This window comes from Streptomyces sp. NPDC048514 (assembly GCF_043199955.1).
Taxonomy (GTDB): domain Bacteria; phylum Actinomycetota; class Actinomycetes; order Streptomycetales; family Streptomycetaceae; genus Streptomyces.
Genome location: NZ_JBICWT010000007.1, coordinates 82048 through 95233, shown reverse-complemented (window position 1 = coordinate 95233; position 13186 = coordinate 82048). Strand labels below are relative to the sequence as shown.

The following is a 13186-nucleotide window of genomic DNA, read 5'->3' as shown; positions in this document are numbered from 1 at the left end:
GTGCCGGGTGAGCACGGACGGGTGCGGCGAACTCCGGTCGAGCATACCGACCGGTATGCATGGAGGGGAGACCCCGGGAAGAACGAGGGGGGAGCCCCTGGGGGGAATGACGGGGAGCCTCTGGGCGGAATGGGGGCTTCAGTCCAGTACGCGTCCGAGGTAGGCCAGCAGCAGCGCCCGCGTCTCCTCGATGATCGCCTCGTCCCCCTGCGGGTCGGTCCGGAAGGCCAGTTGGACCAGGGTGTCGGCGCTCTCCACCGCGACCAGGAAGACCCGGCGCAGGTCCTCGTCGGGGGTCCGGCCGAGGTATCCGGAGATCAGGCCGGAGAGCCGGTCGGCGACCCGGGTGTTGGGCTCGGCCTGGCGCACGCCGACCGGGATCTGGTTGCCGAAGTCGACCAGGGAGAAGCCGGGCGCGGTGCGCTTCATGGCCAGGTACTCGTCCAGGACGACCCCCATCGCGGCCCGCCAGTCGCCCTCGCGGGCCTCCTTCAGCCGCTCGGTGACGCGCCCGGTGTACCGGTCGAGGTTGCGCTGGGCGAGGGCGTCGGCCATCTGCCGTTTGTTGCCGAAGAACCGGTAGACCGAGCCGATGGGCACGCCGGCGCGCTGGGCGACCGCGCGGGTGCTCAGGGCGTCGTAGCCGACCTCGTCGAGGAGTTCGGCGCAGGCGTCCAGGATCCTGGTGAGCCGTTCGGCACTGCGTCGCTGTACGGGCGCGCGGCGGAGGGATGTCGCTTCGGGCACGGAGTTCATGATGCCTCTCCGCCGCGCTCCGGTGAACCTCGCCCGCCAGTACGGAGAACGGCGGCCGGTGCACTCACTCGCCGGTGACGAGGGTCGGGGTCGCGACCGAGGGCCCCGCCGCGACCGCATCCGCGTCCGATGCCGGGTCCGGCGCCCTGCCCGCGTGCCCGTCCGTATCCGCGTCCGGCGCCGTGTCCGCCCTCACGTCCGCCGCCGGGTCCGACGCCGTGATGTCGGCGGTGCTCTGTACCGGCCTGCCGTGTACGGCCCACACCGTGCCGTCGTCCGCGTACAGGCGCGCGGTGACGTGGTGGGTGCCGCGCGGGACGAGGCGGCCGGGCAGGTGGTACTCGGGCGCGCGCAGCCGGGCGACCCGCCGGCCGTCGACGAAGAGGTGGGCGAGCCCACGCCCCGGGGCCGCCGTAGGCCCGGCGCCGGGTGCGGAGCAGCGGAAGCGGTGGAAGGCCAGCCGGACGTCCCAGCCGCCGCCGGAGTCCGGGGTCACCTCGACGCCGACCTCCGGCGCGTCCCGCTCGGCCACCTCCCGCAGATGGCGGCCGGCGTCGTCGGTGTCGTCCAGGATCCGGCCCACCGGTGAGGGAGAGAGCGTGCTCCCACGCCCGTGCGCCTCGCCGGTCCCGCAGCCCGCCGCCGCGCACGGCAGCAGGACGCAGGCCGCGAGCGCGGCGAGAGATCCGCGCGTCCACGTCGTCCACGTCGTCCACGACATGCTCCGGAGACTAGGACAGCGCTCCGGCCGCCCGAATCCCCCTGAAGTCTGGTTCCTTCCGTCCCCCGGCCGCAGTACGCGGGCCCCTCTTGCGCACCGCCTCGCACATTCCTACGGTGTTGCATAGGAATCAGGACCGCAAGGGAGCGATCATGAGCGGGGACGCGCGGAAGACCGCCGAGGCACTGTCGTATCTGACCGGGTTCGGCAATGAACACGCCTCGGAGGCGGTGCCGGGCGCCCTGCCCGAGGGCCGCAACGCGCCGCAGCGGGCACCGCTCGGCCTCTACGCGGAGCAGCTGAGCGGTACGGCGTTCACCGAGCCGCGGGCGCACAACCGCCGCTCCTGGCTGTACCGCATCCGGCCGTCGGCCGCGCACCCGGCGTTCACCCGCACCGGCAACGGCGCGATCCGCACGGCGCCGTTCACCGAGACGGTGCCCGACCCGAACCGGCTGCGCTGGAACCCGCTGCCCGAACCGCCCGCGGGGACCGACTTCCTGGCCGGACTGTGGACCCTCGGCGGCAACGGCGACGCCACCCAGCGCACCGGCATGGCCGTGCACCTGTACCAGGCCGATGCCTCGATGGAGCGGGTCTTCTCGGACGCCGACGGGGAACTGCTGATCGTGCCGGAGCGGGGCGGGCTGCTACTGCACACCGAGTTCGGCCGGCTCCATGTGGAGCCCGCACACGTCGCGTTGATTCCGCGTGGGGTGCGCTTCCGTGTGGAGCTGCTCGACGAGTCGGCCAGGGGTTATGTGTGCGAGAACTACGGGGCGCCGTTCCAGCTGCCGGACCTCGGCCCCATCGGCGCCAACGGCCTCGCCAACGCCCGGGACTTCCGGGCGCCGGTCGCCGCGTACGAGGACGTCGAGGGCCCGGTGGAGGTGGTGAACAAGTTCTGCGGCAACCTCTGGACGGCGACCTACGACCACTCCCCCCTCGATGTGGTCGCCTGGCACGGAAACCATGTGCCGTACGTCTATGACCTGCGCCGCTTCAATGTGATCGGCTCCATCTCCTACGACCACCCTGATCCGTCGATCTTCACGGTCCTGACCTCTCCGTCGGACACCCCGGGCCTGGCCGGCGTCGACTTCGTGGTGTTCGCGCCGCGCTGGCTCGTGGGCGAGGACACCTTCCGGCCGCCGTACTTCCACCGCAACGTGATGAGCGAGTACATGGGCCTGATCGAGGGTGCCTACGACGCCAAGGCGGAGGGTTTCGTGCCGGGCGGCGGTTCGCTGCACAACATGATGTCGGCGCACGGTCCGGACCGGGAGACCTTCGACCGGGCGAGCGCGGCCGAGCTGCGGCCGCAGAAGATCGACGACGGGCTGGCTTTCATGTTCGAGACCCGCTGGCCGGTGACGCTCACCCCGCACGCGGCCGGCGCGGGGCATCTCCAGCGGCGCTACGACGACGTGTGGCAGGGTCTGCAGCGCCATTTCCGTCCATTGCACTGAACAGCCCCGACAGGTACGGATAGCCGTGTGACCTCCTTCGCCCCGGACTCGATCGTCCTGAACCGCAAGCTGCCGCTGTGGTACCAGGTGTCGCAGTCGTTGCGCGCCTCCATACTCGGCCGCTCGCCGCAGGACCCGCTGCGCCTGCCCACCGAGGAGCAGCTGGCGGAGCACTACGGCGTCAGCGTGCTGACCATGCGGCAGGCGCTGAAGGAGCTGGAGGACGAGGGGCTGATCAGCCGGCACCGGCGGCGCGGCACGTTCATCGAGCCCGGGGTGCGGCGCGGCGCTCCCGTGCGGCTGCTGGGCTCGGTGGACGCGATCGTGGCCCAGCAGTCCGGTATGACGACCGAGCTGCTGGACCACGGCCACGCACCGGTGCCCGCCTGCGTCGCCGAACACTTCACGGATCTCACGGAGGTGGCGACGTACCACCGGCTGCGCTGCGACGAGAAGACCGGCGAGCCGACCAACCACGCCGTCAACCACGTACGTCCCGAGCTCGCCGCGCGGATCGACCTGGACGATCTGGTCCGCTGGCCGATGACGAAGGTGCTGCGGGACGTCGTCAAGGCGGACATCAGCCGCATCACGGACACCGTGGAGGCCCGGCTAGCGGACCCGGAGACCGCGCGGCTGCTCCGGGTACCGCTGCTCAGCCCGATCCTGCACTACACGGGCGTGACCTACGACACCGCGGGCCGGGTCCTGGACGTGGCGGTCATCCACTACCGGGGCGACCGCTTCTCGTTCACCGTCACGCTGGACGCGACCTGACTCCGGGCACCGCTCAGGCCGTACCATGCCGTGCGTGACGCACGACGACGCTCCGCTGCTGGCGGACCTCATGCCGTGGTCCGTCGCACCGCTGCGACCGGGCCGCGCCTGGCCCACGGCACCGGACCCCGCTTCGCTGAAGGCCCGCTGGGACGCCCTGCTGAAGGCGGAAGGGCCGGACCGGGAGGCCCTGTTCGAGCCGACCCGCGCGCGTACGCTCCGGTCGGCGGTGGGCCAGCTGCCGGGCCGGGCCGCCGGCACCGGACGGCTCGCACGCGCCGAAGGACCCTGTGCGGAGCCGGTACGGGTCCTGGCGGCGCCCTTCGACGAGCAGTGGATCATCCCGGACCACCGGCTGATCGACGCGGCCCGCCCGGAGCTGTGGCGGGTGGCGGACGCACACCAGGTGTTCACGGTGGAGACCGGCGACGATCGCACCCCGCTGCTGGCGACGTCCCTGCTGCCCACCCTGCGCGCCGGCCGCGTCCGCCCGCTCCACCGGCGCCCCGGCGGCACGGAGCCCAATCTCGCTCCCGGCCTGCTGGAGCACCTGTCCGCCCGGCTGGGCGACCGGGTCACGCCACCGGACGTGCTGGCCTGGATCCTGGCGACGGTCCGCCCGGACCTGACCGTGCCGCTCACCGGCGACCGGGAGCTGTGGTCCCGCGGCGTCGAGTCCGGCCGCCGGATGCTCTGGCTGATGTGCCGTGACGGCGAACGCCCCAAGCTGCCGGGGGGCCGCCGGCCCTACGTCCGCGCTCCCCTGCCGAGCCGCCCGGTGCACCTCCACTACGACCGTGACGAGGAGACGCTGTACCTCGACGACGGCCGTGTCTCCCCCGTCCCGCCCCAGGTTTGGGACCACGAGGTGGCCGGGGTCCGGGTCCTGCAGGCCTGGTTCGCGGCCCGGACCACCCCGGCCGGCCCGGGCACCCTCGCCGGGATCCGCCCGGCGACCTGGCCCCAGGCCTGGACGTCGGAACTGCTGGAACTCATCACGGTCCTCGCACTGCTGGCGGAACTGCGGCCGCCGGCCGCCGGCTCCCCGCCGGAGTCGGCCGTCACGGCGGCCGACCTGCGGCAGGCCGGCGTCCTTCCGCCACCGGATCCCTCCCGTCGCCCCGCCTCGGTCCTGGACCACCACGAGGAGGGCCCGGACGGGCAGTTCGCGCTGCTCTGACCCGGGGCGAGGGGACCGGGGGCCCCGCTCCGGCGCCCGCCCGGCCCCCGGCCCGTCCCCTCGCCGGGGCCGTCGCCGACGGGCGGCTGCTGACAGAGCGGCCGGTCAGGGGAGATCATCCACCCCATGGGTCTTCTGCCGCTGCCCCTGGAGGGCATCACCGTCGTCGCCGTCGAACAGGCCGTGTCCGCGCCCTTCGCCACCCGCCAGCTCGCCGACCTGGGCGCCCGGGTCATCAAGGTGGAGCGGGTCGACGGCGGTGACTTCGCACGCGGCTACGACACGGCGGCCCGCGGTCTCGCCTCGCACTTCGTGTGGTGCAACCGCGGCAAGGAGTCCCTCGCGCTGGACCTGAAGGATCCGCGCGGTCTCGGCGTCGTACGGCGGCTGATCGCGGACGCGGACGTGTTCGTGCAGAACCTCGCCCACGGTGCCGCGGCCCGGCTGGGCCTCGACGCGGCCACGCTGTGCGCGGAGCACCCGCGGCTGATCGCCGTGGACATCTCGGGCTACGGCGGCTCGGGGCCGTACGCGGACAAGCGGGCGTACGACATGCTCGTGCAGTGCGAGGCGGGGCTGGTGTCCGTGACGGGGACGCCCGCGCAGCCCGTCAAGGCGGGCGTTCCGGCGGCGGACATCGCGGCCGCCATGTACGCCTTCTCGGGCGTGCTGGCGGCCCTGGTCCGGCGCGGGACGACCGGGCTGGGCGGTCCGGTGGAGGTGTCCATGCTGGAGGCGCTCGCCGAGTGGCTGGGGCATCCGCTGCACCATGCGATGCACGGGGGTGAGCCCCCGGCGCGCACCGGGCTCGCGCACGCCGTGATCGCACCGTACGACGCCTATGCGACGGCAGGGGGCGGGCGGGTGCTGCTGTCGGTGCAGAACGACCGGGAGTGGCGGCGGCTGGCGGAGCAGGTCATAGGCCGTCCGGAGTTGGGGACGGATCCGGCGTTCGCGACCAACGCGGCGCGGGTGGCGCACCGGGCGCGCACCGACGAACTGGTCGGCGACGCGCTGCGGGTGCTGGACGCCGAGGAGGCGCTGGCCCGGCTGGAGCGGGCGGGCATCGCCTGTGCGCGGCTGCGGGATCTGCACGAGCTGGCGGAGCATCCTCAGCTGGCGGCACGGGAGCGGTGGCGTGAGGTGGGATCGCCGGCCGGACCGCTGAAGGCGCTGCTGCCGCCCATCACCCTGCCGGGCGGTGACGAGGCGCGGATGGGTGATGTGCCCGCGCTCGGGCAGCACACCGCGGCGCTGCTGCGTGCCGTGGGAATGACGGACGACGAGATCGCAGCACTGCGCCGGGACGGTGTGGCGGCCTGACCGCGGGCACCCCGGAATTGCGCTCCGGGGGCGCCGGTTCACTCGGTGACGGTGGTCGGTGAGATGCTCGGTGATCGGTGAGGTACGCGGTGATCGGTGAGGTGCTCGGTGTTCCGTGATCGGTGAGGTACGCGGTGATCGGGAGGTGCTCGGTGGCCGAGGTCGATCGGTGACCGCTGGAAGCGCGCTAGTGGCCGCCGAAGAGCGAGCGGCGCAGCCGGCGCAGCGGCGCGAAGAGGGAGACACGGCTGACCCGCGCACCCCGGTCACTGCGCTCGTGCACGGCGTCTCGCGCCGTCAGCTCACGCATCAGCGAGGTCGCCTCGATCGTCTCCCGCTGCGGTATGGCGGGGCCTCCCAGCACCGAGAGATGGCGGTCGAGGCGCGAACTGGTCGCGCTGCTCCCGCAGGTGATCGCAGGGACCCTGGCCCTGCTGCGCACTGTTATCTGCTCCATGTCACTCCCCACCCGTACGAGTCCACCCGGCCCGGGCAGGGTAACCCTATCGCCCCGGTGGGGCACGCGTGTATCTCGGCCACAGGATTCACCTTCCCTGTAAGGATGTTGACCATCCCTGCTTGACTACTCTCCGAATCCAACCGGTTTCAGGGCGAGTTGGACAATGGGCTGGCCGGTGGGCTGCGCTGACCCTCCGTCAGGCTCGACGGTTACGGCGAGTGACGTAGCTGACGTGCCGAGCCCCTTCGCGACCAAGGGCGTGTCGCCCGCGAAGAGCCCGAGGGAGCGCGGTTGCACGCGGGGGCGCATGAGCCAGAGCTGGTGCACGCGCCCTCCGGAGGGGTCGCCGTATCCGCTGAGGGTGACGACGGCTTCCCCCTTCGACGCGGAGGCGATCACTCCGATACTCCGGCCCCGGGTGTCCTCGCTGTTCACGGCGCGGGCGTCGGAGGCGGCGAGAACGTGGGCGATCTCACGTGCCCGGGTCTGCTCGGCGGCGAGACGGTCCTCGGTGCGATGGGCCTGGACGGCGAAGAGGGCGGCGACGACGAGGGCCGCCGCGGCGGTGACCGTGGCGAACGGCACGAACAGGGGGCGCGGCCGGGGCGGACGGACACGGCCCGGCGGGGGCTGGGCGCCCCACACGTGCGGCGGCAGCCGGGGCGCGGGCTCGCGGGCCGGAGCCGGCTCCTGCGGGGTGCTGCGGACGGCGGCCAGGACCCGGTCGCGCAGGACGGCGGGCGCGGGGGCCGCCGTGGACCAGGCGAGGCGCACCGCGTCCTCGGCCAGGGTCTGCACCTCGCCGGCGCAGCGGTCGCAGCCCCGCAGATGCTTCTCGAACCGGCGCCGCTCGCCGGGGTCGAGTGCGTCGAGCGCGTAGGGCGCGGCGAGGGAGTGCAGGCCCTCGCGGCCCAGGAGTCCGCCGAACATGCTCATGCGGCACCTCCCAGGCACTCGCGCAGCCGGGCCAGTCCGTCACGCATCCGCGTCTTGACCGTGCCGAGTGGCAGGGACAGCCGTTCGGCCACCTCACGATAGGTGTAACCGTCGTAGTAGGCGAGGGTCACCGACTGGCGCTGCAGCGCCGTGAGCCGGCTCAGGCAGCGGCGCACCCACTCGCGTTCCAGTCCGGCCTCCACCTCCTCGGCGACCTGGTCGAAGGCGGGTTCCCCGGCGCGGAGCGCCTCCCGCTGCTCGCGTTCGCCGGCCGCGCGGGCGCTGCGCACCCGGTCGACGGCGCGGCGGTGGGCGAGGGTGAGGATCCAGGACAGGGCACTGCCCCGGCCGGGGTCGAAGCGGGCGGCGGAGCGCCACAGTTCGAGCAGCACCTCCTGGGCGACCTCCTCGGACTGGGCGGGATCGCGCACCACCCGCCGGACGAGCCCGAACACCGGCCCGGACACCAGTCCGTACAGTTCCTCGAACGCCCGCTGGTCGCCGCCGGCCACGAGGATCAGCAGCTCGTCGGCCGCCATGCGGGCCCCCTCTCCGTGGCCGCAGCCCGGTCTTCCCCGCGCACCGCGCATCCGCACCGCACACACCTCCCCGAGGTGATACGGATCCGCGGGCCGAAAACGCGGGTCATGGGCCGGAAAAAACTTTTTCCCCGTCCGACCAAGCCGATCGGCGCCTCAGCTCCGTATACCCGTCCGTCAAAGGCAAGTCGGCACTGAGGACGGACGGCATGACACCTCTTTTCTCCAGGAGCGGAGCGGGGCGCTCGGGCCTGGTCACGCTCATATGCGGAGCACTGGCCGCCGGCGGGCTCGCAGCCGCCGGCGTCACCGCGCTGGAACCCGGGGCGGCCTCCGCCTCCTCCCACCGGGAGGCCCCGCTGATCTCGGGCACCCCGCAGTACGACAACACGGACCTGTACGCGTTCGTCAGTCCGGACAAGCCCGACACGACGACGATCGTGGCCGACTGGATCCCGTTCGAGGAACCGGCGGGCGGACCGAACTTCTACACGTTCGCGGACGACGCGCAGTACGACCTGCACATCGACAGCAACGGTGACGCGCAGGGCGACTCGGTGTTCCGCTACACCTTCACGACGCACACGAAGAACAAAGACACGTTCCTCTACAACACGGGGGCGGTCACCAACCTGGCCGACCCCGACCTCAACATCACGCAGACCTACGACCTCGACCTCATCAGGACGAAGAACGGCCACGAGGTCTCGCGGACGAAGCTCGCCGACGACGTGCCGGCGGCGCCGTCGAACGTCGGCAAGGCGTCCATGCCGGACTACGGCAAGCTGCGTTCCCAGGCCGTGTACAAGACGGCGGGCGGCACCACGACCTTCGCCGGCCAGGCCGACGACCCGTTCTTCCTGGACCTGCGCGTCTTCGACCTGCTGTACGGAGGCAACCTCAGCGAGGTCGGCCGGGACACCCTCAAGGGCTACAACGTCAACACCATCGCCCTGCAGGTGCCCAACGACCTGATCCGCGAGTCCTCACACCAGCCGGTCGTCGGCATCTGGTCCACCACCCAGCGGCGCAACGCCCAGGGTTACTACACGCAGGTCTCCCGCCTCGGCAACCCGCTGGTGAACGAGGTGGTCAACCCGCAGAAGGACAAGGACAAGTTCAACGCCTCGCAGCCGGCGTACGACGCGCAGTTCCTGAAGAACGTCACCAATCCGGAGCTGCCGAAGCTCATCGAGTCCATCTACAAGATCAAGGCGCCCGCCGAGCCGCGCAACGATCTCGTCGACGTCTTCCTCAAGGGTGTCAAGGGCCTGAACCAGCCGCCGAACGGCAAGCCCTCGGAGGAACTGCGGCTCAACACCTCGATCAAGCCCAGCATGCACCCCAAGCGGCTGGGCGTGCTGGACGGCGACAACGCGGGCTTCCCGAACGGGCGCCGGCTCACCGACGACGTGATCGACGAGGCGCTGCAGGTCGTCGAGGGTGAACTGGTCGGCTCCAAGAACGACTTGGGTGACGCCGTCGACAAGAACGACAAGCACTTCGAGAAGTACTTCCCGTACGTCGCCGAGCCCACGGCCGGCTCGCGCGGCCGGCTCGCCAAGGGCGCGACCGCTGGTGCGGACGTGCGCAGCCAGCTCGGTGACGCCCTCCAGCCGGCCGGCTCCTCCACGGGCGGCTCCGGCGACACCATGCTGATCGCCGCCTCGGCGGCCTCCGGCGCCGCCGGGATCCTGCTGCTCGGGACCGCCTTCGCCTGGTGGCGCCGGCGCCTGCAGCGCGCCTACTGACACCGGCGTCCCACCGAAACCGGCGCGGCCCGTACTCCCCCACGGCGGGCCGCGCCTTCCACACGACCGACGGAGGAGAAGGCATGGGCCCGCGCGGGCAGGACGACGAGAAGGACGAGCGGACGGAGAACCCCGACGGCACGAACGCGGGCACCGCGGAGCTCCGGCCCGTCGGTGCGGGCGAGGCCGGCGGTGATGCGCGGGTGGCCGCCGTGCGCCGGGCCGGTGCCGCCGGGCGCCTCCGTCACGGCTCGCAACTGGCTCTCGTCGCCGCGCTCCTGGCGGTCGCCATGACCGGCGGCGCGATCGCGCTCGGTACCCACCGGGCGCCGGCGTCCCAGCCGGTCGCCGCCGCCGCCGTCGACCCCGGTGTCCTGGGCGGCGGGGACCTGGACGCGAGCATCGCCGCGCTCCAGACGCATCTGCGGGCCCAGCCGAAGGACTCCGGCGACTGGGCCACCCTGGGGCTGGCCTACGTCGAGCAGGCGCGGACCAAGGGCGACCCGTCCCGGTACCCGCAGGCGGAACAGGCGCTGCGGCGCTCCCTGTCGTCGGCGCCGGACAACGACCGGGCCCTGGCCGGCCGCGCCGCCCTGGCCGCCGCCCGGCACGACTTCGAGCACGCCCTGACCTTCGCGGACGCGGCCCTGCGGCAGAACCCGTACAGCGAGCGCGCGCTGTCCTCCCGCATCGACGCCCTGGTCGAACTCGGCCGGTACCCCGAGGCGGCGAAGGCGGCCCGCACCGCCGACGCGCGCAAACCGGGCGTACCGGTCTTCACGCGGTACGCCTACGTGCACGAGCTGCGCGGCGACGTCACCACGGCGCGCCGGGTCCTCGAACAGGCCCTGTCCGCCGCCACTTCGCCGGGCGACACGGCCTACGTGGCCGCGCAGCTGGGCCAACTGGACTGGAACCAGGGCGACTACAAGTCGGCCCTGCGCCACTACGCCCGCGCCCTCGCCGCGGACGACGGCTACCTGCCGGCGCTGGAGGGCCGGGCCCGCGCGCAGGCCGCGAGCGGTGACCGGGCCGCCGCGATCAAGGGGCTGGAGGCGGTGGTGTCGCGGTACCCGCTGCCGGGCCCGCTCGTCGAACTGGGCGAGCTGTACGAGGCGCGGGGCGCGGCCGGCGACGGGGCGCGGGCGCGGCGGCAGTACGCCCTGGTGGACGCCTGGATCGCACTGGCCCGGGCCAACGGCGTCAACGCGGACCTGGACACCGCGCTGGCCGCCGCCGACCACGGCGACAGGGCGGCCGCGCTGCGGGCGGCCCGCGCCGAATGGGCCCGCCGGCACACGGTGCACACCGCGGACGCCCTGGCCTGGGCGCTGCACGTCAACGGCCGCGACGCACAGGCCCTTCCCTACGCGCGGCGGGCCACGGCCACCGGTTACCGCAACGCGGCCTTCCGCTACCACCGCGGGGTGATCGAGCTGGCCACGGGCCACCGCGCGGCCGGCCGCTCCTCGCTGACCACGGCCCTGAGGCTGAACCCCGGTTTCTCGCCGCTGGGCGCCGCGCGAGCCCGTGCGGCTCTGGAGGGCGCGAAGTGACGACACGCCGGCTGCTCGCCCTCCTCGCCGGATGCGGCCTCGTGCTGCTCACCGCCGGCCCCGCGAGCGCGCATCCCCTCGGCAACTTCACCGTCAACCGCTACGACGGTCTGGTCGCCGCGCCCGGACAGCTCAGAGTCGACCACGTGGAGGACCTCGCGGAGATCCCGGCGACCCAGGCCGGGCCCGACCTGGAGCGGCTGGGACCGGCCGCGTGGGCCCGGCAGCGGTGCGCCCGGGCCGCCGCGGACAGCAGGCTCACCGTCTCCGGGCGCCCGACCGCCCTGACCGCCGCCGGCGCCACCGCACATCTGCGTCCCGGTCAGGCCGGGCTGCACACCCTGCGCGTGGAGTGCCGGCTGACCGCCGGGCTCCCCCGCGGGCACGGCGTCACCCTCCGCTTCCGCGGTGCCGGGGCCACCGGTGGGCCCGGCTGGCGGGAGATCACCGCGCGGGGCGACCGGACGACGCTCACCGCGACGGACGTACCGAAGACGTCGGTCTCGCACGAACTGACCGCGTACCCCGGGGACCTGCTGTCCTCGCCGGCCGACACCGCCACCGCCACCCTGCGGGTGCGCCCCGGCGGACCGGCGCTCGCGGCGGACGCGGAACGGCAGGACGCCCCCGGCGCCGGTGTGCTCCCCCGGGGCGCCGACCGCTGGACCCGGGCCCTCGACGACCTGGTGGCCCGCCACGACCTCACCGTCGGCTTCGCCGCGCTCGCCCTGCTGATCGCGGTCGCTCTGGGCGCGATGCACGCCCTCGCCCCGGGCCACGGCAAAACCCTGATGGCGGCGTCGGCGGCGGCGCGCGGGGGCCGGGCCAGGCTGCGGGACGTGCTTCCGCTGGCCGCCTCGGTCACGGTCACCCACACCCTCGGCGTCGTCGCCCTCGGCCTGCTCGTGACGGCGGGCTCCGCCGCCACGCCGTCGGTGATCGCCTGGCTGGGCGTCGCGAGCGGCGCGCTGGTGCTGCTGGCCGGTGCCGACCTCGTACGCCGGGCCTGGCGCAACCGCCCGCCCGCGCGTCCGCACCCGCACCCGCACGTGAGAGCCGAGCAGCGCCCGTTGGTCCTGGCCGGAGCGCACCGGGAGGCCGCGCATGCCGAGCACCGTCCTGCCCAGGGGGGACACACCCACGAGCACGACGGACCGGCCCACGATCACCATCACGACCACGGCGACCACGGCGACCACGATCACCATCACGACCACGGCGACCTCGCCCAGGATCACCGTCACGGGCACGACGAACACAACCACGATCACGGCGACCACAACCACGATCACGGCGGGCGGCATCACCCGCACGCCGGTGTGGTGCACACCCACGGGGGGCACACCCACAGCCACCCCACCGCTCCCACGCTCCGCGGCACGATCCTGCTCGGGTTCGCCGGAGGGCTGGTGCCGAGCCCGTCCGCCGTGGTCGTGCTGGTCGGCGCGGCGGCGCTCGGGCAGGCCTGGTTCGGGCTGCTGCTCGTCGTGGCGTACGGGGCCGGTCTCGCGCTGACGCTCACCGCGGCCGGGTTCGCCGTGGTGCGAATGGGGTCGGGGGTGGCCCGGGTGCTGGAGCGGCGTCCGCGCTGGACCACGCACCCGCTGGCCGCGCTGGTGCGCCGCTCGGTGCCGCTCGGTTCCGCTCTGCTCGTGGTCGCGCTCGGTACCGGATTGGTGCTCAAGGGGGCCGTGACCGCGCTGAGCTGAGCTACTTTC

The 13186-nt window shown here is 73.5% G+C and carries 12 protein-coding genes; 7 read left to right on the top strand and 5 right to left on the bottom strand.

Features of this window, described 5'->3' with window-relative positions:
• Positions 1-138: 138 nt before the first annotated feature.
• Together ACGFT2_RS16925 and ACGFT2_RS16920 are read right to left on the bottom strand one after the other, a co-directional pair.
• Positions 139-756, bottom strand: coding sequence for a TetR family transcriptional regulator (locus tag ACGFT2_RS16925; protein ID WP_393278583.1), 618 nt, complete (start codon positions 754-756; stop codon positions 139-141).
• A 64-nt stretch (positions 757-820) separates the two neighbouring features.
• Positions 821-1477, bottom strand: a complete 657-nt coding sequence (locus tag ACGFT2_RS16920) for a hypothetical protein (RefSeq protein WP_393278581.1) — start codon at positions 1475-1477, stop codon at positions 821-823.
• A gap of 152 nt (positions 1478-1629) precedes the next feature.
• Here ACGFT2_RS16920 and hmgA point away from each other — a divergent pair, with 152 nt between their 5' ends.
• The 4 genes from hmgA to ACGFT2_RS16900 all read left to right on the top strand — a co-directional run bounded on the left by hmgA (position 1630) and on the right by ACGFT2_RS16900 (position 6226).
• Positions 1630-2946 (top strand): homogentisate 1,2-dioxygenase, encoded by a 1317-nt coding sequence (gene hmgA / locus ACGFT2_RS16915; protein WP_393278579.1) that lies wholly within the window; start codon positions 1630-1632, stop codon positions 2944-2946.
• A 27-nt stretch (positions 2947-2973) separates the two neighbouring features.
• On the top strand, positions 2974-3723 hold the full coding sequence (locus tag ACGFT2_RS16910) for a GntR family transcriptional regulator (RefSeq protein ID WP_393278577.1): 750 nt from the start codon (positions 2974-2976) through the stop codon (positions 3721-3723).
• A gap of 25 nt (positions 3724-3748) precedes the next feature.
• Complete coding sequence (locus ACGFT2_RS16905) at positions 3749-4903, top strand: type ISP restriction/modification enzyme (RefSeq protein ID WP_393278575.1); 1155 nt, start codon at positions 3749-3751, stop codon at positions 4901-4903.
• A 126-nt stretch (positions 4904-5029) separates the two neighbouring features.
• Complete coding sequence (locus tag ACGFT2_RS16900; protein ID WP_393278573.1) at positions 5030-6226, top strand: CaiB/BaiF CoA transferase family protein; 1197 nt, start codon at positions 5030-5032, stop codon at positions 6224-6226.
• Between the two features lie 187 nt (positions 6227-6413).
• Here ACGFT2_RS16900 and ACGFT2_RS16895 read toward each other — a convergent pair whose 3' ends face one another.
• From ACGFT2_RS16895 to ACGFT2_RS16885, 3 genes are all read right to left on the bottom strand, one after another.
• Positions 6414-6683 carry a hypothetical protein gene (locus ACGFT2_RS16895; RefSeq protein ID WP_393278571.1) on the bottom strand — a complete coding sequence of 90 codons (270 nt, stop codon included), beginning with the start codon at positions 6681-6683 and terminating at the stop codon, positions 6414-6416.
• A gap of 126 nt (positions 6684-6809) precedes the next feature.
• Positions 6810-7622 carry an anti-sigma factor domain-containing protein gene (locus ACGFT2_RS16890; protein ID WP_393278569.1) on the bottom strand — a complete coding sequence of 271 codons (813 nt, stop codon included), beginning with the start codon at positions 7620-7622 and terminating at the stop codon, positions 6810-6812.
• Positions 7619-8161, bottom strand: a complete 543-nt coding sequence (locus tag ACGFT2_RS16885; RefSeq protein WP_393278567.1) for a sigma-70 family RNA polymerase sigma factor — start codon at positions 8159-8161, stop codon at positions 7619-7621. Before ACGFT2_RS16885 ends, ACGFT2_RS16890 begins: the two co-directional genes overlap by 4 nt.
• A 209-nt stretch (positions 8162-8370) precedes the next feature.
• Between ACGFT2_RS16885 and ACGFT2_RS16880 the strand changes: the two genes are divergently transcribed.
• The 3 genes from ACGFT2_RS16880 (at position 8371) to ACGFT2_RS16870 (ending at position 13177) form a co-directional block, all read left to right on the top strand.
• The gene (locus tag ACGFT2_RS16880) at positions 8371-9912 is read left to right on the top strand and encodes a DUF4331 domain-containing protein (RefSeq protein ID WP_393278565.1); all 1542 of its coding nucleotides are present in this window, start codon (positions 8371-8373) and stop codon (positions 9910-9912) included.
• An 83-nt stretch (positions 9913-9995) separates the two neighbouring features.
• Complete coding sequence (locus ACGFT2_RS16875; protein WP_393278563.1) at positions 9996-11468, top strand: tetratricopeptide repeat protein; 1473 nt, start codon at positions 9996-9998, stop codon at positions 11466-11468.
• Positions 11465-13177, top strand: coding sequence for a nickel transporter (locus ACGFT2_RS16870; protein WP_393278561.1), 1713 nt, complete (start codon positions 11465-11467; stop codon positions 13175-13177). Before ACGFT2_RS16875 ends, ACGFT2_RS16870 begins: the two co-directional genes overlap by 4 nt.
• Positions 13178-13186: the final 9 nt, after the last annotated feature.